This is a genomic window from Paenibacillus sp. FSL P4-0184 (assembly GCF_038004625.1).
In the GTDB taxonomy this organism is placed as follows: Bacteria; Bacillota; Bacilli; order Paenibacillales; family Paenibacillaceae; genus Paenibacillus_AQ.
Genome location: NZ_JBBORN010000001.1, coordinates 1,883,090 through 1,904,324 on the forward strand (window position 1 = coordinate 1,883,090; position 21,235 = coordinate 1,904,324).

Sequence of the window (21,235 nt, forward strand, 5' to 3'; positions counted from 1 at the left end):
AGTCTCTAGACATACAAAAAAACACACCTTATACAGATGCGTCCCAAGAAAGCGCATACATAAGATCAAAACACGTCGAATCTTTATCTGATAATAACTCTCTCAAGACCCACTCATGATGGCAGTAAACCCAAAACAAATTGCCGTGATTAAAGACAAAGGTGTCATCACAAGTCTTTCTTTTTTACTCTTCGATAATATATTCATTACGGTATTGAGAATTAGATAGACTGTAAAAAAGTAACATACGCCTCTATCAAAAGGTAATCCAATAGAGGTCACGTTGCCTGCCTGCAACAAGTACAAGATTGCAATCAGTTGTATAACAACTGAGATCGCACACGCAATCCTCATCTGTGAGGGCATGATTCTATGTTTGCCACCCATTGCAAATTCACCATAAGGTAATCCTAAAGACAGTAATATGTAAAGAATCGCCGCTCCCGCAAAAGTAATACTCCCAATCCATGCAGATAACATCCTTCCACCCCGTTCACTAATTGGTATTCGAATCTTATAAGCGGAAGAACACCTTTATAAATGCAATGGACTTTCACGAGAGATACTTGGGGCTGTAGCTCAGTTCATTCATTCGATCTATCAGCTTCTGTTGCTTTGACTATAAGAAAAGACCTCTGAGATGGATATTTACGTATAACGTTTTCTTATCCATTTTTTGGACTTTCTTTTCATATTAATGATGAACCCGCACAAGCAACACCAGAATATCTGAGTAATATAGAATTAAATAGACCAATGAGGTGATCCACAAATGTCAAACAGAGCAAAAATTCGCAAGCGAGCTGAACAGCTCAAGGGTAGACCTGTGTGCGTTACGCTTCATGATGGACGTACGTATGTAGGATGGATAACTGGCCTCGATAAGGATGGATTGACCCTCTCCAAACCACGTAAAAATAAAAACAAAAAATCAAAAAAACACTCTTCTTCCCGCTCCCGGAAAGCGAACGTATCAGGACTCATGCCATTATTCGGCTCACTTTTCGGAATGGGAGGAGGGGCTGCTGGCGCTACCGAGGCTGCAAGTTCAGGCGCTTCAGGATTCGGTAGAATTATGGGCTTCGTAGGGATGATCCAAAGAACAATGCCGGTTGTGAAAATGGGCTACAATATGATTAAATCTATTTCCCCATTCTTGAATGGACTGAAGGGTTTAATGGGATAGTCAAAAGACACCCCTCAAGGTGTCTTTTTATTTTTCCTTATGAACTTATCAGTTTCTTCAAAAGTCTCCCCGCAGATTTTACCCGTGGACGCTTTAAATACTCCTGTACATAGCGATAGTCTGTTAATTCAACACTAGCATCACGAATCGCATAGGTAAAATCATCATCAAAGGGTAGGCGATATTCCCAGACTCGCTTCTCCCAATGTGGTATATTTGCAAGCATCCACGGATCGTCGATTCCGGGATGAATATAGGTTTCACTAACACCATCAGGTAGCGAATACATCTTGGTGATAATGGATTGTTTGAAACGATCGTACGTCTCACCCTCTTCCACACCAAAAGGATGCGACAACAAGTAATCAGGAATCGGGACTCCAAGTGTATCGGCCAGCCCGGATCCAAGTGCAACAGGTCGTTCAATATTTTTCAGCGATCCCAGAAGAGGATCCTCTGGATGGATGTATCGAAAGAACCGGGATGGCAATCCCCAGCGCGAAATTCTCCACAACGTCTGCGGGAGCAAGCTGCGTCCCGTTTCCATTCCATATAAACTTCCCATATGGTTGTCTACATGACTAATCACGATTCCGGATTGTTTCACTCTCTCATACTGCGCAACAATCTCCTTCAGCACAGCTTTTGTCTGTGCCCCCTGCTCAAACTCTTTTACCGTCTTATATTGATGCCCGCCATCATCATGTAGTGAAGAATCCCCAGTCAGGCTGCTCCAGCGTAAAGCCTCAAACTCACTAGTCATCGTCAAATGAAGGCCCACATTTCGTTGTTGCCTACGGCTACACCATCTAGCTGCCTCCTCGAATCCAGGGGCAACCGCCATTATCGTCGCTGAAGATACTTTTCCCTCTTCTAATAGATGCATAATCGCCTGATTCATGGCAGGGCTTTGCCCAAAATCATCACAATTGATGATTAATCTTTTGCTCATAGTCAGCATCACCTCTCAATTGCCCCGTAAATGTAAATTTAATAGTAAAAGATATGACAACAGATATCGCTAGCAGACATAACGGCACCACGCTTATTAAATACCGGAACGTTGCTTCTGGATCAGACCCTGGGTCATCGCCACCCTTGTAACCAAAGATCATCCCTACAATAAAAAAGGCTAGCGCCGAGATTAATCCGCTTGAACGAGTGATGAATCCACTTACCGCGGTATAGATGCCTTCTCTTCTCAGACCTGTCTTCTCCGCATCCTCATCAATAATTTTGCCACCTACGATCGCTGGGGTTACTAGAAATCCTGCTAGTCCGAAACCGACAACAATGCCAGCGGCTACACCACTTACAAGATCATAACCGAACCATAGCGGAATGACAGATAACGCATATAGGATAAGCGATAGCCGCCATGCCTTGACCCCATCCATCTTACGAATAATCCAATACCACACGAACACTAATGGAATGACCGAGACAAAGACAGCCGCGAGCATAATAGACACTTGTGCTTCTGAAATATGTAGAACATATTTTGCATAAAAGGGAATCATCGAGCTTACAAGTCCATTAACCGTTTGAGCAAAAGAATTCGAAATATTAAACACCCAGAACTTCTTATTTCGAATCGTCTCCCGAAAAGCCGGAATGAGCTTCAAAGGTTCAGTCTTAGTGGTCTCTTTCTTCTCTTGGACATTCATCATACATAAAAACATAAACACGCCGAAGACACAGGCATACACAATAGCCATATTAGAGAAGTTAATTGCTGCAAATAGGATGGGCGTTAGAGCCGTACCGATTAACAGAGCAACCACTTGATACCCTTGCTGAATCGCCGATGCTTTTGCCCGAATACGATCTCCACGGAAGAGCTCCGGGAGCAGTGCGCCATAGTTCACCCACAAGACCGTAGCGACAGCCTCATAGAAAATAAGTGTCACTAAAAACCAAGTGAAGAGTCCATTCTCGGATAAACCGCCAGGGGGAGAGAACACCAGCACAAACGCCAGCATAAATAACGGAATCGAGCCGAACACCCAGGGTCTACGCCGACCATAGCGGGTATTTGTGCGGTCTGACCAGTATCCAAACAGCGGATTATTCACCGCATCCCAGATCAGAAAGATTGTTCTGGCCAGTGTAGCAAGTCCAATGCCCAAGCCCAATTTCTCCACATAAAAATAACTGTAAAAAGAACTAAAAGCCTGACTGGGAACCATCATCGCAAACATCCCTAAAGCAAAGGTGTACGGCGAGTTCATCCATTTATGCTTCACTCACATACCTCCCATATAGTAATCATCTAGTTGTAATATATTACCACATATACTGGAAGTTTAGTGACAAATTTGCTCCAATCTAATGTGTTTCCTCATCATAAAGGAGGGATAACCGCGGATGTTTACACAATTCAAAAAAGTGCTCAGTAGTATAAACTACCAAGCACTTTGCTTCTTCCACTATAAAACGTCTTTCAGCTTTTTCCGACTCTGAATATCCAAAGTGGAATAATCACGAATTTCGCATCTTTTTCCGTTGACGTCAGTAAGAATGATGCGGTAAAGACTCGGGTATTGCATATGCTCATGCAGGTTACGCATAACGATACGGGTCTGCCCCAGATTCGTTTGCAGCTCCCAAATCCACATATCTGCCTTCTGTTTGATGGAATCAATTCGGGTCACAACGGGAAGAAAGTATCGCAGCTGCAATTCTTTGTCCACTTCCCCCCGACTTTCCTCATCCAGCTGATCAATGTCACGAATGACACCAATCTCCTCACTCTTAGAATTTCTCACAGAAATATACTGGGTGTTGTATTGAAAAGGAAATATACGAAAAAGGATTAGTTCTTCATAAACCTTACCTTCTATTACCCCTTGAAACACCCCACCTTGACTACGGCTAAAGGAAATCAGACCCGGTTCAAAAATGTTAATTTCATAGGGATCTTTATCTTTATCTTGAGCTTTCAATTCATCACTGACGCTGATTGGATCACTCATGCACTTCTACCCCCTTGATCTGGGACATTTCTTTCTGTGCTTCGACCAGTTTGAAGTAAGCCCCTTCTACTGCTAGCAATTCTTCATGCGTACCCACCTCAATAATCTTACCGCGTTCCAGCACGACGAGCCGATTGGCATTTCTTAAAGTAGACAATCGATGAGCAATGGCGAATGTCGTTCTACCTTTGACCAGACGCGAGATCGCTTCTTGGATTTGCCGCTCAGTCACTGTATCCACAGAAGCCGTTGCTTCGTCCAGAATTAGAATCCGCGGATCGTGAATTATTGCTCGGGCAATAGACACTCGCTGCTTCTCCCCTCCGGATAACTTATGCCCACGTTCTCCTACCCTTGTGTCATAGCCATCAGGTAGCTGAACGATGAAGTCATGTGCATTGGCAATTTTAGCAGCACGCATAATTTCCAGCTCTGTAGCGTCCGGTTTAGAATAAGCGATATTCTCAGCAATCGTGCCGTCGAACAGGAATGTCTCCTGCAGCACTACACCGATCTGACTCCGAAGGTCAGACTGGCTAATATTTCGGATATCCACCCCGTCGATGGTGATGGTACCCTCATCTGTGTCATAGAATCGGCAAATCATGTTGATGAAGGTCGACTTCCCAGCACCTGAATGTCCGACCAGACCAATCATCTCTCCTGCACCTACTTTTAAATCCACGTTCTTGAGCACAGGGTGATGCTTTTCGTATCCATAAGTGACCTGTTTAAACTCTACCTCACCATTAACACGACCAATATCAGCTGGGTTCGTAGTGTCAGGCACATCGGATGGTGTATCCATAATTTCGAAAACCCGATCTGCAGCTGAAATCGCATGACTGGCCCAATTGATCATTTGACTTACCCACTGCAAAGGTCCGAGGAGCATCCCGAGGTAAGTCACCAAAGCGATTAGTGTACCAATAGATAATTGCCCATCAAGCACCGTTCTGCCGCCATAATACCAAATTAATAGCGTACCTACGCCAGCAACTAACGCAAAGGCGGGGAACATTCCCTGCCACAAGCCTTCAATCCGGATATTGTGCCGCACCAATTCCTTATTGGCGACAGTATAACGTGACATTTCCGTAGTTTCCTGACCAAATGCTTTAACCACACGAATCCCCTGCAAAGAATCGCCAACCAAAGCGTTTAGTCTAAAAATAGATCTCCACTGCTGGTACCACCGTCTGCCAATCATCGGCCATAATACAGTCGATAGTACGACCATAAGCGGCATAGGTAGCATGGCTAGCAGCGTTAGCTTCCAATCCATACTAAACATAATGGCGAAGATTGCGATCACCCTTAATGATTCACCCGAGACCCATATTACGCCATCTGTCATGAATTGTCGCATCGCCTCAGAGTCATTATTTACCCGTCCAATGAATTGCGAAGACTGTCTTCGATCGAAGAAAGATAACGACAATTTCATCAAGGAATGATACACATCATGACGCAGATCACCCATAATTTTCGAGCCAATCCATACCCCGATAAGTCCACGTACAGTCTGCATTAAAGTAACCACCAGAGAGGTGGCTGCAAGCCCAATTACAATCCATAGCAGTGTTGAACCCATGTCCTTTTTTGTTAGCACGTTATCTACAATCATTTTCGTCAAAAAAGGTGGAACAAGCTCTATCAATGTAGTGAAAATCAGCATAATCGCTGCTGCGATCATTTGGATTTTATACGGCTTAGCGTAACCTAACATTCGAAATAGAACCTTGCCGTTACTTTTACACACCGGACAGGTCTGAGAATCGTCTGGTAGCGGATTGCGACATTTCGGACAATGTCTTGGAAATTCTTTTTCAGAAGCCGTTGGCCGCTCTTCCCCTTTAGCTACAGCAGCAATTAATTTAGAGGCATATCCAAATATAGAGGTAAGCGATGCGGTATAACGTATAAGAATGATTGGACCCTCTTTAGTATCTACAAGTAACGAACCGCCTCCTACCCCACCTACTACTCGAGCATCGGTTATGCTCGAAACAAAAAACTTCGAAACCATTCTCCCGTCCGTTCCCCAAACGGACACTTCCTTCTCTGTCAATACAAGCCATTGCTCACCGAACTGTCCATCTTTCATCAAATCAGATCCAAAGTGGAATAACGGTTGTTCCGTAAGCTGCATTTCTATAGACTTGGGAAGTTTATCAACATATGGCATTCTTTTTCTCCCCTTTCTTTACCCACCTATTTACTCACATATATTTACAGTGGTAAAGATGAAAGAATGACTATAATTATTTTGTATAGTTACTTGAACAACCCAAAAAAGACACCCTTAAGGGTGTCCTTTTCATTATTTTCTATGATACTGGCTATGTCCTAAAAACAAATCCCGATGGATTTATTTTTATGTATAACAGGTCAACAAATGCTCCTGCGCTAATTTCATATCTTATTAATTAACCAAATAGATCGGATTCTAGAAATCTGTTCGTTATTTTCGACGACGGATGTTCATGCGATTATACATCACTAAACCGGCGATGACCATGCCCAGCGTACCTATACTACTCGCTACTTCAGTCTGCATACCAAACAAAATACATACGTTAGTCACCAGGCTTCTCGTAAGCAACGCGACAATAATAAGCATGATCGGACGCCAAAAGTTATATCTTCTCATTTCAGTAACACTCCTAACCCATTTTTCTTAAGCGCTTAACCTAATTTATCTATATGTATTATAGCATAAGTAAGTAACCGCATACATTTTACGAAATGCTAACAATTATGATCTAATCAGAGCATAATTCAGCGCCCAACCCTTTTATTCGTTCGACTTTAGGTATAGACTTATCATTTTTTACGGATTATAATAACAAACGAACACCAAAAGACGAACATTAAGGCGGAAATCATGACTGAATATATGCAAATATTCCTAGGTACTTCATTTTCAAGCAAATCACCAAAGGAAATTCAAATTTTAAAAGACCATCTCTACTGCATTAATACAGATGGAATGATAGAAAAGATCGTTTCACCAGAAGAACCCGACTATCAAACTTTACTAGCAACTTATCAAGGCCAAGATAACTTCCATCGATTAGCTGAAGGTCAGTATTTTTTGCCTGGCTTTATCGACTTGCATGTTCACGCCCCGCAGTGGGCTCAATCTGGAACTGCATTAGATATTCCACTCTATGATTGGTTAAATACGTACACCTTCCCACTGGAGTCTAAGTTTTCGGACCTGGATTTTGCTAAAAAGGTCTACGATGATGTGGTTGATACTTTACTTGCGAACGGAACTACTACAGCCCTTTATTTTGCAACGGTGCATAAAGAAGCCAGTTTACTATTAGCCCAAATATGTGCGGATAAAGGGCAACGCGGACTCGTTGGAAAAGTGGTAATGGACGACCCTCAAGGAAATCCAGAATACTATCGCGACACTGACACCGACAACGCACTTAAAGATACAGAAGAATTTATACTAGCGGTAAAAGAACTAGCCAAATCTACTAAGCAAGGCGTTTATCCAGTAGTGACACCTAGGTTCATTCCTAGCTGTACGAATGAGGCTTTGCAAGGTTTAGGAGACTTAGCCGCCAAATATGATACTCATATTCAATCGCACTGTAGTGAAAGTGATTGGGCACATGGTTATGTACAAGAACGATTCCAGAAGAACGATGCTTTTGCCTTGCATGATTTCGGTCTACTCCGTGATAAATCTGTAATGGCACATTGTAATTTTTTAGAAGAAGACGATGTAGAGTTATTTGCGGAGACAGGAACGGCTATTGCGCATTGTCCGATATCAAACGCTTATTTTGCCAATAGTGTCATCCCTATCGCTCATTTCCACTCCAAAGGTGTAGAGATTGGTTTAGGGTCTGATATTTCTGGAGGTTTTTCACCTAGTCTCTTCGATAACATAAGACAAGCTGTAATGTCTTCAAGAATGCTAGAGGATGGCGTTAATCCTTCCCTTCCTGCACAAGAGCGTGGATTACTAGGATCACGGATTAAGATTGATGAAGCTTTCTATCTTGCTACTGCTGGCGGTGGTAAAAGTTTAAGCTTGCCTATCGGTCGGATACTAGAAGGCTATACATGGGATGTTCAAATTATTGATACGAAATTACCTTCGGCTAGATTGCCTATTTTTGATGGGAATGAAGATTTAGAGGACGTGTTTCAAAAGATGATGTATTTAGCTCGACCTGAGAATATCCGTGAAGTCTGGGTACAGGGTGAAAAGGTTCATTCACGTTAAGGATCGATAAAACTAGAAAATATAAGGTGGGCATCTGAGTGGAAACACAAGCAAACGTACAAGATCAAGCGCCATTGAAGTCACAACTATTAACCGTTCTACCCGATGAAAAAGTTTCCTTCGGTAAATCCATCATCCTAGGCTTTCAACATGTATTGGCAATGGACGTTTATGTAGTTCCTTTCCTGATTGCAATGTTAATCGGCTTACAACCGAATCAGTCAAGCGCGTTGATTCAATCTACCTTTATTGCTGCTGGACTTGCAACGATTGTGCAGACTTATTTCTGTATGAAGCTTCCTATCGCGCAAGGTCCATCTTATGTTCCGCTTGGTGCGATTGTCAGTATTTATGCCGCTAGTGGCGGCGGGGAGCTGGGTTGGAGTTCCGTGTTAGGTGCCAGCTTAATCGGTGCGGTTCTAGTTATTATTTTGGGCTATGTCGGGATCTTTAATAAAATCGTTAAGAACTTTATCCCACCCATTGTAGGTGGTACGATCATATTCATAGTTGGTCTTTCTTTATTACCTGTTGCTATAAGAGACAATATCTATGGAGCTTCAGGCGCTTCAATCAATCAGAACGTTTTGTTAGCCCTTATTTCAGCAGGTACACTCCTTTTATTCGTGATTCTCGGTTCTATGTTCCGTAATAAAGGATCGATCTTCCGAATTATTTCCGTCATGATGGCATTAGTAGTTGGATGTATCTCTGCTAACTTGATGGGTGTGTTAGATTTCTCAGCGATTAGCAAAGCGAACTGGTTTAGCATGCCGCGTATCGCTTTTGTAGATTTCGGATTCTCGTTCAACTTTTCGGCTATTATCACCATGGTTATTATTTATCTCGTACTGCTAGCTGAAACAACAGGTACCTGGTTTGCTGTCAGCAACGTAATCAATAAACCTTTAACAGACCAACATATTAATAAAGGGGTTATCGGTGAGGGGATTGGCTGTCTTATTGCTTCTGCACTCGGTTCAACACCTGTAACAGGCTATTCTACCAATGCGGGTATTATCTCCATCACAGGTGTTGCCTCCCGCCGGGTTTTCCTCGCTGTAGGAGGATGGTTTGTCCTCTTCGGTTGTTCTGGTAAATTAGCTGCTCTGATCTCCTCGATTCCATCCGCTGTAATCGGCGGCGTCTTCGCTATCGTCTGCGGGATCATTGCAATTAATGGTGTACAGGTAATGAAGAACGTAACGATTGGCGAGAAAGAAATGTACATTATCGCAATACCGATGATTATCACGTTAGCTTTGGTACTCATTCCTGGCGACTACTTGCATTCCTTACCTTCATTCGTGCAATATTTATTAGGTTCACCTATTCTAGCGGCTTCATTGGCTGCGATCTTATTGAATAAACTACTGCCAAGTGGAAAATAGAACGTAAAATGCTAGATCTTAAAACGGACATCAAATGATGTCCGTTTTTTACTTATTTCCTCAGCTTATTGGGTAATGGAATATGCCTAATTGATTCAATGGGATGATATAGTAACATCCATGGACCTGAAAAACGCATAACCCCTTTTATTCTTTGACGATACTCCGGTTTATAACAATGAATAGGGCATTTAGCACAAGCCGTTTTCACTTCCCCGAACTTACAGTAAGCTAACCTCTTCAGAGCATAATCGTTTAAATCCTGACATTCGTTGCAAAGCCCCTTATGGTGATGTTTTTTCTTACAATATATACGAATCATTTTCGTGACAATATCTTGTTCTTTTTGAATTTTAGGACCTTCATTTAACTGTCGGTTCACCTTTATAGTCATTTATGAGCCCCCTTGTAACTTGTAAAATAAGATCTCATCTAATTATAGAGGAAAAGCAGTCCTTCTTTTTTTACATTTCTAAGGATTTTTATCATACTACACACCCAAGGCGTTATTTCGTTATACTCATAATTATTTTAGAAAGGCTGTAACGTTTATAGCTTTTTACGGATATATAAAGTGAGGAGGTGAACGGATGCAGGACAACGAGGAATTATACAGGGAATATTCAACCCAAGTATATAAATTCGTATTTAGTTTTTGTCATAATCACTTACTGGCAGAAGAAATCACCCAAGAAACCTTTTATAGAGCTATAAAGTCCATACACAAATACGATGGAACCTGCAAAGTATATGTATGGCTTTGTCAGATTGCTAAGCATGTGTGGTATCAGGAACTGGACAAGCAGAACAAAAGGAAGACTTGTGAATTAGAAGACCCTCCTTTTTCTAACGCAAATTCAACAGAAACTGAGTTCATTTTAGCTCAAGACAAAATGGAGTTATTTAAACAGCTTCATTTACTTGATCCAAATACCAAGGAAGTATTGTATCTGCGTTTGACCGGAGAATTCAGCTTTCGGGAAATTGGCGAAATTCTCGGAAGGGATGAAACCTGGGCAAGAGTTACCTTTTACCGTGGAAAACAAAAATTAATGAAAGGAAGATCTTCATGAAATGCGAGATCATTCAGGATTTATTGCCCTCCTATATCGAAAAGCTAACCTCTTTACATAGCAACGAAGAAATTGAAAAACATCTGCAAACCTGCGAAAGCTGCCTTCAGTCATATCATGAAATGACCGCAACAGCAAATCTAAACGTGCCTATTGTTGATAAAGAAGAGGTTAACAAACTTAATTATTTTAAAAAGGTGAAATCAAAAAACATAAAGGTAATCGTCCTTTCCATCTTATCGGTAATCATACTGGCTGCAGCTCTTATTGGACTTTTTGTGATTGGCTTCCCTGTGTCCTCTAAAGATGTGACCATCGATTATCAGAAGACAAAGACTCATTTGGAGGTTCATCTGACTTTGGAAAACGGCAAGGACTTGGTGTTCTCAGGAAAAACTAAATTTATCCGCGATGAAAATAATAATGTGATCGGTTCCGAAACTAGGTATACCCCTAGAGGCTTGATTCACAATCCCTTTGATGATGTAGGGAAAAAAGTAATGTTGGGGACGGAGATTCAAACCGATCTGGATTTTCCAAACAAATTTATCCTTGAGTTCAAAGATAAAACTATGACGTTCATTAATGGCGTTTTGGTGGAGTAGACATTGCCGTTAAACGAAAAAAGACACCTTTTAAGGTGTCTTTACTGATACTCCATGTGGAACTTAGTATCTGTTCATACCTCTATGATGAGCGAAGGACTTGTCTTCTCATCCACATCGTTGCAACCCACTTTTCGCCTTTGATCACTGGCGTACCTGCATGCAAGGTGGACTCGTTTAATTCATGATTATCGTAAAAATATTCGAAGTAGACCGCCATACCTTTGTTAGGACTCACTGTTAAATTAAGCATAGGGAAAGCTGTTTCTCCACCTTCCTCCACATCATTCAAATACATCACGAGCGTACTAATTCGATTATTGCTACTTGCTCGACTCGTTTGTGTGAAGAAATCATGATGGGGTAGATACTCTTGGCCAGGGATATACAGCAGAACTTGCAAGCCATCACCATGCTCGATAGGAATATTCATAATTTGAGAGAATCGTTTCTCGATTCTTGTAACCGTCTCATTCTCCTCACAGAACACACCACTGCTCGTTCTAATTGGATTGACAGCATGGTCTTCACCAATTCTTGAACGTTGCAATCGTTGCCTAGAATATTCAATTAACTCATTACACTCCTCATCGCTAAGCACATTTCCTAGCAAGACAACCAGCGGTTCCTCATACTTGGCAAGAATTCGAATCTCTCGATCTTCTGTCTTAATCGTATTTCCAGCATGATCAAATATCGTCCGTTCTTTGTCTGTCGCATTCCCTGTCGTATTCCCTATCATCCTTATGCAGCTCCCAAGTTATAACATCCATCGCAAAAAACATACCATAAAATGGTTTTATTTGCTTGATTAACTTCAGAACATCCAAAGGCTTAGAAAATCAGCCCATCATTTGCTTATATCGCATTTTTCGTTGATACGTAGATAGCATAAAAAGCTCCGTTCCTCTAGGAACGGAGCTTTTGGATCTACGTCAGAGTTAATTATCATTTAACCCTTAATGCTTGGCCACAGCGAGCACAGTAGCGGGTACCCTGAGGAGACAATGACCCGCAGCCTTCACAGTAAAGCTCCTGCGTCATGGGCTTCACTTGATCGTCATGCCTTATCGCCTCATGCGTGGTTGGATTCAACATATTCAATGCATGGAACTCCTCTTTTCTTCCCCTACGAATAAGTGAGAATAATAAATAGAGCCCTATAAACCCGACTACAGCCATAGCTGCCGCCTTCATCAGACCCGATTCAAAGTGATAATTCCATAGTGCATGCATCACGACTGCCGCCAAAAACATCTCCATTGCACGTAGCCCTCTCGTCCACGGCTTACTGTCCCCCAAATTGAAGTGCTTATGCATGCTGCTTGCATACCAGATACCCACAGTTGCAATCGCAGTCCATGTTCCATGACCGAATGGCGATAATAATGCTCTCATCCATAGGACGGCGAGCATCCCAAGTGAAGAGGCTTCGTCTATATGCACCCATCCATAAATAATACTTTCCACTGCAGCAAATCCCATTCCTGCTGCGGCACCAAACACCACTGCATCCATCAGAAAATGGATTTTTCGCGTTCGAACGAGCATCACACAGACTAATAATTTTGCAGTTTCTTCTATTAGAGCTACAGACAAAGGTACGTAAAACTGCGAAAAGTCAAAGGAACTTGCTTTTGCTTCAAAAAGCCAAATCCGCTCTAAATACCAAGCCAGAGGGATAGCAACAATTGCGGTAGACACAAAAACTAAACCAAGCCTCCTCTGACGAAAGCCTATTAACTGCTGATTTCTCACAAAAGCTACGAATGCTAGGGGACCTACCACACCTCCAACAATTAAGGCGGCAATCTTCCACCATTGGCTATGAAGGAACAGTGCCAAGAAGGATAAGACAAGGAATCCACCGACCAGCCACAGCAACTGGTTAATCCAATTGTCTTTGGCTTTAGGTAGCGATTCATTATCCTCGATAATAGACTCCTCGCTAAAAGCAATTGTAACTCTCTCCATCAGATGGGGTGTTCGTATATTTAGAACCTCTATGAGTTGTTGACGAACCGGAGCATAATAGTCAAGTATAGTTAAGAATTCTAACTTACCCATGATCAGTAATTCACTATCTTCTACCGCGATCAACGTGTGTGAGGAAGCCGTGTCTGTTAGTAACTCTGTCTCTCCATAAAAATCCCCTTCACGAAGAACAGTCTTGCGCCGCTTTTGACCGTGAAGTTCGATACTCCCGCTACTAATCATGAGAAATTGATCCATTACCGCACCTTCTACGATAATCTCTTCGCCCTTCGTTACTTTCTTGATCGTTGTAATCTCTGCAAGACCCCGAAGTTCAGCATCAGGGATGACCGACCAAATTGTCGCTTTGCGAAGCATACTATGGATCATTCGGATCCGTGTATTCACAAGTACACTTTCATAAAATAATGGACTCAGCTTCGCCAAATATTCGAACGAGGAACGGTCTAGACGCAACGCTTGTACTGGCCCGATTGCCGTAACACTAGCTGATCTTTGTACGTTCCGAATCAGACCGATCTCTCCGACTAACTCTCCCGGTCCAAGTTCAGCCAAGAGCAGTGCCTGCCCAACTAAGTTAACCGAGGTGACTTGCACTTTCCCCTGCCATATAATGAAACAGTCCTTAGAGGTGGACTCTTCCATAAGAAGTCGCTGTCCATCCTCTAAAGACACAAGTTTTATAGCATTAATTACATTTCGTAGCTCATCATCAGGAATACCTCGTAATAACGGATGGTCACGTAGAAAATCGACTGCAGCACTTGGTATCATAGGTTTAACTCATCACCGCATATTTCCAATAACACTACTTCTGGAATCTTGCATTTTTTTAATAAAATTTGTCATTGTATCAAAAGCTTCGTTACGTTTATTCGTTAGACTTTGCAGGCGCAGCATGTCCATTTGCTGACTATTACTTGCACTATCAATCTGTGATTTGATTTGTCCCAACAGATTCTCAAGTTGCCCTTTTGTTTGCGGTATAGCCATACTCATAGCAGTAAACATGGCCCCCTGGTCATCTGCCAGCTTTACAGCAGCGTTGACCTCGGCACCTGAAGGAAGCTTCGCTAGCTCTTCATTGATCACTCCTAGCAATTGATTCAGTTTTGAGATTGTTTCATTCTTGGCTTGTACGGATGCGATTTGATCTTTCAACTGATCCTCTAACATACTTGCACGATTCGACTGTACAGCCATCATTGCTGCTTCAAGATCCATGCCCTGAATGTTAACCTGTGTCATACCACTCATATCAACGCTACCTACCGAATTTTGCGTGGCATTTCCATTCAGGGCATCCTTAACAGAGTTATACACCGAATTGTTATATAACAAAGCCCCTCCTACGATAATCCCCAGTACAAAAGTACCTGACATAGATAAAACTAATTTTTTCACGCTCATTTCATTTCCTCTTTTCATTTATGGATGATCATTGCGTCATTGCGATTAACAAATCCAAATATGCGCTTTCTTTGTTAATATTGTTATATCATTTTGGATGATTAATGGTCTGTAACCCCAATTACAATTTCCAAATAGTCGGACTCAAATTACATCAAGTATGTTTCTAAGTCTATCTATGTTGCACACGAGTATTTTCCTCTGATCAATACGTATTAACTGCTCATCCTGTAATCCAAGTAATGATTTTGTCACGGTCTCGCGCGCCGTTCCTGTCATATCCGCCAGGTGTTGATGCGTCAGCTTCAAATCGATTAGAACACCCTCATCAGAGGGCACTCCATGCTGTTCTGTTAGACGCAACAACACGCGAGCAATGCGCGTACGCACGTCAATAACGGTCAAGTCTGTTATTAATTTATTGGCATCACGTAGACGATCTAACGCTGTTTCCAAAATGCCGATTAGTATTTCCGGAATACTTTTTAATAAGGGTATGAAATCACGTTTTTTCAGAATACATAAGGTGGATTTCTCAATGGTTCTTGCAGACGCAGAACGTGCTCTTTCATTTTGCAATAAAGCCATCTCTCCAAAGAAATCACCTTCTCTAAAAATAGAAAGGATTACATCCCTAGAATGGTTATCTTGATAGATTTGAACAACTCCAGATATAACCAGATAGAGTTCCTCTCCCTCTTCACCTTCAAAAAAAATAGACTCTCCTTTTATATAAGTACGTTCGCTACATACCTTGGAAATTTCAGCTAAATACTCATCATCGAGATGTTCGAAGAACGGGAAATCTCGTAACAGTTGTGGATTCATCTTTAAGAGCAGCCTCCAGTGTATCAATTTATAATTTCTATTAGGCTTCAACTCTAGCAAAAGTTTAGATCTTTAGGACCATTCTTTATTGTAATACTTTTAAATTAAGATAAATAGTGACTGTAGTCATCAAATTATCATGTGACATTTTTACATTTTATGGATTAATAATCCTGGCAGGATATGCTTTTCTACAAGTCTTTAGACAGGTCATAGAAAGCAAAAAACCACATCCTCATGCGGATGTGGTTTTGGGTAGAGGCGAGGGGATTTGTTGTTGATGATAGCTTAGGACTTAGGAGGTGAAGGATTCATTATTTCAAGCCTACTTCACCTTATATAGTTTCCAATAACCATTAAACTCTTGATACAATGTAGTCCACTCTGCTCCATTTTCATAGAGATCCGGATACTTTTGGTTCACTCCATCTATGGACAAAACGGCTTTCGGGTTTGGAAGCAGGATAAAATCAATGTTATGCACTGCAGGATTTTCAAGCGATTCTACAAAATCATCATCACTTGTTATAACGAAGTTCTTAGGATTGCTGCTGCCCATAATAATTCTAAAGCTGCTGAATGAGTCTGTAAGAATCATCTGGTTAGGCACGTTTTTATTAATGAATGCTGTTACCGCTGCGCCAGCTTGTTGTTCTTCAAACAGCTTATTTTGACGGAAAGCCTCAAATTCATCGGATGCGATTTTCGGATTATTCATCATCATACCCATGACTACTCCGCTTATAAGCATCCCAATAATGAGCAGGGTTGATCCTACTTTACGAAATCTCATTTTGCTAATCTCGTAAGGAATCCACGCAACAACGATCGGAAATACATACATGTAGTATCGAATCCACGCTGCAGTCCCTCCCCTTAGCAAAAGAATAACTTGCATCGAAGGTATTGAGAGTGCAAGTATAAGCAGCATGAGAAAATCCCATCTGAATATTCGCCGCTCTATGATACGCATCACAAATATGATAATGAGCGGTATACTGAAATACCATAAACGCTCCGCAACGAAAATTAAAGTAGAAATAGGGTTATTAACCAGCGAAGTAAATTTCTCATCTTCCATTAATAAGGTAGCTTGTCCTAAATTCCCGTAGCTGGATGTCAGAAAGTAAAATCCATCCCCCATAATTGTATAGTTGAAGAAAATCCATAACAATCCTGAGAAAACAACCGGCGTTAATAGAAGAATCCACGTTCCCTCGACTTGCTGCAACCGCTCCTTCATTAATTCTTTTTTGGTCTGCATTATCCAGATAAGGACCGCTACTGCTAGTGCTGCCCCAAAAAATACAGTTTCGTAACGTGTCCAAAAAGCAAATGCAATTGCAATGGCTGCTATGACCAAAGGTCTTGCACCATCTTTATGCATCCAGAGCAGCATTTGGATCACAGCTATGTTAATGAAATAAATGAAGATAACCTCTGTTAGTCCATTAGCTCCATAATAAAAAATATACGGATTAAAAGCGTAAAGCAGTGCAAAGATGATGCTTAACCATTTGTTCAAACCGAATTGCTTTCCAGCCTTTACTAATAACGCTACAGTTAGAGCAGCAAATAAGCTGGAAACGATAACGGCAGCTAATCCTTCTGATGCAAGTGCTGGGAATAGGGGATAAAAAACAAGTAAAATCATCTCCATAAAACTCGGGAGAGGATTCCAGACAAACCCAATATTTGCAAGGCTCGGCCCACGACTATAAAGGACATAGAAAGCATTAGCTACACGGCTTGAAGCGTCTCCCGACATAAATCCATAAATGGATGTTAGGTAATATCCTACCCCCAACTCTAGTAACAAAACCAAAAAAAAGATAATATATTTTGATCGTTTCCATGTAACTGACATTCAATTCACCTATCCATTTATTTGTTGGCCTACATCGATGTATCCATTTTTGAATTTGCATGATGTGTATCCATTGTAGCGTGTCCGTGAGTCGTTTTTTCCCAATAAAATGGCTTGGTGACGAGTTGGATTGCCGCCTTAATTGCTGCGATACTCATCAACACCCAATAAATCGGCGTCAACAATGTGTATTTGATAAGTGAAAATGAAAATACTTTATTTCCTTTATTATGTAAATCTCTAGTTACCCAGTAAATACCAACAGTAAGACTATATACAAAAATAAAATTGCCAATAAACAATTCAAATGCGGCAAAATAATAAATTGGACCTGGGAAAAATAGAGGTATGATTTCCACTTTCGCCAAATACCATAACAACAGCATTGTCCAAAATATAGGGTTTAATAAAGGAAGCATGGGAGTTGCAAGCACCATCGCTTGAAAGCCAAAAAAGCCTTTTGCTCCGAGATCACGCCAAAGCTGAACCGGATTACGCATATGGACAAGCCATGTTTGCATATAGCCCTTAATCCACCTCGACCGCTGTCTAATCCAGTTGCCTACTCGACTTGTTGCTTCTTCCCATGTTCTGGAATCAACAATAGCCGTCTTGTATCCTTCTTTATATAGTCGAACTCCAAGATCCGCGTCTTCCGTCACGTTGTACGGATCCCACGCATTAATTTTCTTCAATACATCCGTCTTAAAATGATTTGAAGTGCCTCCCAAAGGTATTGGAATATCCAGTTGCATTACTCCTGGCAGAAGCAATTCAAACCACATGCTATATTCATGAGTGAACCAGCGGGTTAGCAGATTTTGATTGCTGTTGTAATAATTAAGCTTTGCCTGTATGCAGCAAACATTTTCTTGACTCGCCTGAAAGGCAAGGTATACCTTTTTCAGTTGATCCGGATCCGGACGATCTTCCGCATCATAGATAACTACATATTCTCCTCTTGCCCGTATAAGACCGTAGTTGCAAGCTTTTGGTTTAGTCTTGGGCAGACTGTGCGGCACAACAAGCACCGTAAAGTAAGATGGAGGCTTGAACGTTCTCAGCAATTCCTGGGCTTCGACATCGTCCTCTTCAATTAGCAGCCTGACATCCAATTTCGATCTAGGATAATCTAAGTTTTCAATATTTCGAATAAGCTGTGGAATGATATTGCTTTCCTTATAGATAGGAACCAGTATGCTATATACCGGCAAGGCTCTCTCATCTATAGCTGCAATTTCTTCCTCCGTGTACCTAAGCTGAGCTGATTCCTTTGCCCCGTAGATTAAAATGGAATATTTAAAGACCGACATCAATAAATATCCGATTTGAACAACGATGTTAAATATGATTAATGTCCATAGCCAATCCCATATCAAACCGCCCACAAATAATACACCGGATATAAGTAATCCAATGGTTTGTCTTTTCGTAAACGTAATATGTGCGGAATCTTCTGGTTTTTCGGCTATAAGCTTATCCGTACTTTCCAACATGAGCTCCTCGACGTAAACTTCTTTCCAGAATAATTCCATCTCGTCTCTAGTTGCCATTACTTGTTCAATCGGGCTGTCCAGGTATCTTTCTAGTTCCCTCACCTGTTCCTGAGATAGAATGCTACTCACCGCTACCAAGTACCGGTTGAAATGTCTATTTAAAATAATCGCATTATAAGCACGGGCCATCGTTTCTGGCAATTTATGCTCCTGCTCAAATGAAAACTCCACGCCGATACGACCCATATTATTCTGAGTGGCAATGGCCCGATATAGCTGATCAGGTTCAATAAAACGGAACGATAACAAAATATCTCCCAGAATACCTCCACTTTTCTGTTGAAACAAAAGAGCTTGATCCAGCTGTTCTTGCGTAATCTGCCCTGTATTCACCAGCATTTCACCTAGTCGTCCTTTGCTTGGAAGCTGCTGAGTGAATAATTGAATCGCTTCGCGATCCACACCTTCTAGTTTCATAATAATATCGCCTAGGCGACCGCCAAATCTTGTCTGGTAATCGATAGCTTCTTGCAGCTGTTCGTTCGTAATTAAGCCTTCGCTCAACAGTGCATCCCCAATACGTACAGGCTTCATACGAATATTCTTCCTTTCCTTAGGAGCCTGTGCTCTTCCCAGTCGTAGTCATATCTTGTTATGTCTTCTTCACTAACTTCAACACCAATTTGAACCTCAATCAGATCAAGGCTATCTATTGCTCTAATTGCATGTTTCGATCCACACTTAATATGAATCACATCCCCTGAACTCACAGTAAACCGTTGCTCATCAACAACGACATCCCCATTTCCGCTAATAATCGTCCATATTTCATCGCGCTTCTTATGAATTTGGTAGCTAATATGTTTTCTAGCCCACACATGCACTCGCTTCGTAACTACTTGCTGGTCCATCTCATTTTTCTCTATATCAATCACACGGTACCATCCATAAAGGGTTTCTTCGTACATAGGCCTTGCAGAAATGGGCTTTATTAGCTCCTTAAGCTTGGGACTGAGTTTTTTATCCGCGAACAAAATCCCGTCTGGACTGGCCGCGATAATTGCATTGGAAATCCCCATCACAACGATTGGGATCTGCAATTCATTGACGATATGTGTATTTACACTATCCTCACTTAGAATACCTTTTCCATTCAAGTAACTTGGCATCGTGGTTGTCCATTCATCCCAAGTTCCCAGATCACTCCATTTTCCTTCATACGGTTTCACGACAACGTTTCTTTCCTTCTCAACCACTTCATAATCAAAGCTGATGGCAGGCATCGTATGATATTGAGTAAGAAGCTCCTCGTATTGCCTAGGCCATTGTGACGCATCCAATAATTGAAGTAGATAGCCTAAGCGGAAAACAAATACCCCGCAATTCCATAGCGCACCCAAAGCAATCAATTGTGATGCTTCGTCTGAAGCAGGCTTTTCAACAAATCGGTCAATTGTTAACAAAGCTGCATTTTCATCTGAAGAATCAGGAAGAATATAACCGAACTTCTCTGAAGGATGTGTCGGTTTCAAGCCAATAAGCCCTATATTTGCTGTCGATGATTCAAATTCAAGCGCAAGCTGCCTAATAGCAGCAAAAAAGTCTTCATCCGCTTCAACATCGACAGGCATGACTACAACTACCTCATCTTCGTTCACATTCCATTTTGTATGCAAAAAACTCGATGCCAGACATATTGCTGGGAAAGTGTCCCTCTTAACGGGCTCGAGCACCAGAGTAACATCATCGCCAAGTTGAGATTCGATAACCTCTTGCTGCACCCTGCTTGCTGCAATTACCGCCGAAGAAGCAAGATCATACTTTTTTAAGTTGTTCCATACTCGTTGAATCATTGAAGTTTGACTTTCATTAATGCCATTATCACTATTCATTACCTTTATAAACTGTTTCGAACGATAGTCGTTTGACAACGGCCATAATCGCTTTCCAGATCCGCCAGATAAAAGTATTATTTTCATAGTATTCTCCTTCTAGCTATTAATGAAAGATCAAATATCTCAATGAAAGGAACCTAAAGGCAGCACTATTAATCTAGTTTATTTGACGATACTCATCCAAAATGGCAAATAGCCGTAATCACATCTAGATAATTCATACATAATCTAACATATTAACCTTCCAAATACTAGAATTCTA

At 41.4% G+C, this 21,235-nt stretch carries 19 protein-coding genes; 5 read left to right on the forward strand and 14 right to left on the reverse strand.

The annotated features are described in order from the left end of the window. Positions 1-102: 102 nt before the first annotated feature. On the reverse strand, positions 103-480 hold the full coding sequence (locus MKY52_RS08010) for a hypothetical protein (RefSeq protein ID WP_341050871.1): 378 nt from the start codon (positions 478-480) through the stop codon (positions 103-105). 292 nt (positions 481-772) lie between these two features. Here MKY52_RS08010 and MKY52_RS08015 point away from each other — a divergent pair, with 292 nt between their 5' ends. Next, the gene (locus MKY52_RS08015; protein ID WP_234539676.1) at positions 773-1,186 is read left to right on the forward strand and encodes a hypothetical protein; all 414 of its coding nucleotides are present in this window, start codon (positions 773-775) and stop codon (positions 1,184-1,186) included. A gap of 37 nt (positions 1,187-1,223) precedes the next feature. On the opposite strand, the gene MKY52_RS08020 is transcribed toward MKY52_RS08015, so the two are convergent. The 5 genes from MKY52_RS08020 to MKY52_RS08040 all read right to left on the reverse strand — a co-directional run bounded on the left by MKY52_RS08020 (position 1,224) and on the right by MKY52_RS08040 (position 6,814). After that, positions 1,224-2,138, reverse strand: a complete 915-nt coding sequence (locus tag MKY52_RS08020; RefSeq protein ID WP_341050877.1) for a polysaccharide deacetylase family protein — start codon at positions 2,136-2,138, stop codon at positions 1,224-1,226. Then, the gene (locus tag MKY52_RS08025) at positions 2,110-3,432 is read right to left on the reverse strand and encodes an MFS transporter (RefSeq protein ID WP_283909800.1); all 1,323 of its coding nucleotides are present in this window, start codon (positions 3,430-3,432) and stop codon (positions 2,110-2,112) included. The genes MKY52_RS08020 and MKY52_RS08025 overlap by 29 nt, the downstream gene beginning before the upstream one ends. Before the next feature lie 183 nt (positions 3,433-3,615). Continuing rightward, positions 3,616-4,161, reverse strand: a complete 546-nt coding sequence (locus MKY52_RS08030) for a DUF1854 domain-containing protein (RefSeq protein WP_339244302.1) — start codon at positions 4,159-4,161, stop codon at positions 3,616-3,618. Continuing rightward, entirely contained in the window at positions 4,154-6,349 is a 2,196-nt protein-coding gene (locus MKY52_RS08035; protein WP_339244301.1) for an ABC transporter ATP-binding protein, read from the reverse strand. Before MKY52_RS08035 ends, MKY52_RS08030 begins: the two co-directional genes overlap by 8 nt. A 276-nt stretch (positions 6,350-6,625) precedes the next feature. Next, complete coding sequence (locus MKY52_RS08040) at positions 6,626-6,814, reverse strand: hypothetical protein (RefSeq protein WP_042184077.1); 189 nt, start codon at positions 6,812-6,814, stop codon at positions 6,626-6,628. Between the two features lie 234 nt (positions 6,815-7,048). On the opposite strand from MKY52_RS08040, the gene guaD reads away from it, so the two are divergent. Together guaD and MKY52_RS08050 are read left to right on the forward strand one after the other, a co-directional pair. Beyond that, on the forward strand, positions 7,049-8,413 hold the full coding sequence (gene guaD, locus MKY52_RS08045) for a guanine deaminase (RefSeq protein ID WP_149646345.1): 1,365 nt from the start codon (positions 7,049-7,051) through the stop codon (positions 8,411-8,413). 38 nt (positions 8,414-8,451) lie between these two features. Then, positions 8,452-9,804, forward strand: coding sequence for a uracil-xanthine permease family protein (locus tag MKY52_RS08050; protein WP_341050881.1), 1,353 nt, complete (start codon positions 8,452-8,454; stop codon positions 9,802-9,804). Positions 9,805-9,856: 52 nt separating this feature from the next. On the opposite strand, the gene MKY52_RS08055 is transcribed toward MKY52_RS08050, so the two are convergent. Next, the gene (locus tag MKY52_RS08055; RefSeq protein ID WP_076299956.1) at positions 9,857-10,198 is read right to left on the reverse strand and encodes a nitrous oxide-stimulated promoter family protein; all 342 of its coding nucleotides are present in this window, start codon (positions 10,196-10,198) and stop codon (positions 9,857-9,859) included. A 196-nt stretch (positions 10,199-10,394) separates the two neighbouring features. Here MKY52_RS08055 and MKY52_RS08060 point away from each other — a divergent pair, with 196 nt between their 5' ends. Together MKY52_RS08060 and MKY52_RS08065 are read left to right on the forward strand one after the other, a co-directional pair. After that, positions 10,395-10,877 carry an RNA polymerase sigma factor gene (locus MKY52_RS08060; protein ID WP_042184069.1) on the forward strand — a complete coding sequence of 161 codons (483 nt, stop codon included), beginning with the start codon at positions 10,395-10,397 and terminating at the stop codon, positions 10,875-10,877. Further along, positions 10,874-11,482, forward strand: coding sequence for a zf-HC2 domain-containing protein (locus MKY52_RS08065; protein ID WP_341050883.1), 609 nt, complete (start codon positions 10,874-10,876; stop codon positions 11,480-11,482). Before MKY52_RS08060 ends, MKY52_RS08065 begins: the two co-directional genes overlap by 4 nt. 82 nt (positions 11,483-11,564) lie before the next feature. On the opposite strand, the gene MKY52_RS08070 is transcribed toward MKY52_RS08065, so the two are convergent. The 7 genes from MKY52_RS08070 to MKY52_RS08100 form a co-directional block, all read right to left on the reverse strand. Continuing rightward, the gene (locus MKY52_RS08070; RefSeq protein WP_371915751.1) at positions 11,565-12,221 is read right to left on the reverse strand and encodes a 2OG-Fe(II) oxygenase; all 657 of its coding nucleotides are present in this window, start codon (positions 12,219-12,221) and stop codon (positions 11,565-11,567) included. A gap of 209 nt (positions 12,222-12,430) precedes the next feature. Continuing rightward, positions 12,431-14,251 (reverse strand): cyclic nucleotide-binding domain-containing protein, encoded by a 1,821-nt coding sequence (locus MKY52_RS08075; RefSeq protein ID WP_341050885.1) that lies wholly within the window; start codon positions 14,249-14,251, stop codon positions 12,431-12,433. A 12-nt stretch (positions 14,252-14,263) separates the two neighbouring features. Then, on the reverse strand, positions 14,264-14,887 hold the full coding sequence (locus tag MKY52_RS08080) for a hypothetical protein (protein ID WP_341050887.1): 624 nt from the start codon (positions 14,885-14,887) through the stop codon (positions 14,264-14,266). 144 nt (positions 14,888-15,031) lie between these two features. Further along, positions 15,032-15,715 carry a Crp/Fnr family transcriptional regulator gene (locus MKY52_RS08085; RefSeq protein WP_341050889.1) on the reverse strand — a complete coding sequence of 228 codons (684 nt, stop codon included), beginning with the start codon at positions 15,713-15,715 and terminating at the stop codon, positions 15,032-15,034. Between the two features lie 325 nt (positions 15,716-16,040). Next, a complete protein-coding gene (locus tag MKY52_RS08090) occupies positions 16,041-17,582 on the reverse strand; it encodes a glycosyltransferase family 39 protein (RefSeq protein ID WP_341050892.1) in 1,542 nt (513 codons plus the stop codon). A gap of 29 nt (positions 17,583-17,611) precedes the next feature. Further along, on the reverse strand, positions 17,612-19,672 hold the full coding sequence (locus MKY52_RS08095) for a glycosyltransferase family 2 protein (RefSeq protein ID WP_341050895.1): 2,061 nt from the start codon (positions 19,670-19,672) through the stop codon (positions 17,612-17,614). Beyond that, positions 19,669-21,057, reverse strand: a complete 1,389-nt coding sequence (locus MKY52_RS08100; RefSeq protein ID WP_341050897.1) for a sugar phosphate nucleotidyltransferase — start codon at positions 21,055-21,057, stop codon at positions 19,669-19,671. Before MKY52_RS08100 ends, MKY52_RS08095 begins: the two co-directional genes overlap by 4 nt. Positions 21,058-21,235 lie beyond the last annotated feature (178 nt).

Bases quoted from the DNA above. Each gene is read 5' to 3' on its own strand.
- MKY52_RS08010 (WP_341050871.1), bottom strand. From the start codon at position 480: ATGTTATCTGCATGGATTGGGAGTATTACTTTTGCGGGAGCGGCGATT.
- MKY52_RS08015 (WP_234539676.1), top strand. From the start codon at position 773: ATGTCAAACAGAGCAAAAATTCGCAAGCGAGCTGAACAGCTCAAGGGT.
- MKY52_RS08020 (WP_341050877.1), bottom strand. From the start codon at position 2,138: ATGAGCAAAAGATTAATCATCAATTGTGATGATTTTGGGCAAAGCCCT.
- MKY52_RS08030 (WP_339244302.1), bottom strand. From the start codon at position 4,161: ATGAGTGATCCAATCAGCGTCAGTGATGAATTGAAAGCTCAAGATAAA.
- MKY52_RS08035 (WP_339244301.1), bottom strand. From the start codon at position 6,349: ATGCCATATGTTGATAAACTTCCCAAGTCTATAGAAATGCAGCTTACG.
- MKY52_RS08040 (WP_042184077.1), bottom strand. From the start codon at position 6,814: ATGAGAAGATATAACTTTTGGCGTCCGATCATGCTTATTATTGTCGCG.
- guaD (WP_149646345.1), top strand. From the start codon at position 7,049: ATGACTGAATATATGCAAATATTCCTAGGTACTTCATTTTCAAGCAAA.
- MKY52_RS08055 (WP_076299956.1), bottom strand. From the start codon at position 10,198: ATGACTATAAAGGTGAACCGACAGTTAAATGAAGGTCCTAAAATTCAA.
- MKY52_RS08060 (WP_042184069.1), top strand. From the start codon at position 10,395: ATGCAGGACAACGAGGAATTATACAGGGAATATTCAACCCAAGTATAT.
- MKY52_RS08065 (WP_341050883.1), top strand. From the start codon at position 10,874: ATGAAATGCGAGATCATTCAGGATTTATTGCCCTCCTATATCGAAAAG.
- MKY52_RS08075 (WP_341050885.1), bottom strand. From the start codon at position 14,251: ATGATACCAAGTGCTGCAGTCGATTTTCTACGTGACCATCCGTTATTA.
- MKY52_RS08080 (WP_341050887.1), bottom strand. From the start codon at position 14,887: ATGAGCGTGAAAAAATTAGTTTTATCTATGTCAGGTACTTTTGTACTG.
- MKY52_RS08085 (WP_341050889.1), bottom strand. From the start codon at position 15,715: ATGAATCCACAACTGTTACGAGATTTCCCGTTCTTCGAACATCTCGAT.
- MKY52_RS08090 (WP_341050892.1), bottom strand. From the start codon at position 17,582: ATGTCAGTTACATGGAAACGATCAAAATATATTATCTTTTTTTTGGTT.
- MKY52_RS08095 (WP_341050895.1), bottom strand. From the start codon at position 19,672: ATGAAGCCTGTACGTATTGGGGATGCACTGTTGAGCGAAGGCTTAATT.
- MKY52_RS08100 (WP_341050897.1), bottom strand. From the start codon at position 21,057: ATGAAAATAATACTTTTATCTGGCGGATCTGGAAAGCGATTATGGCCG.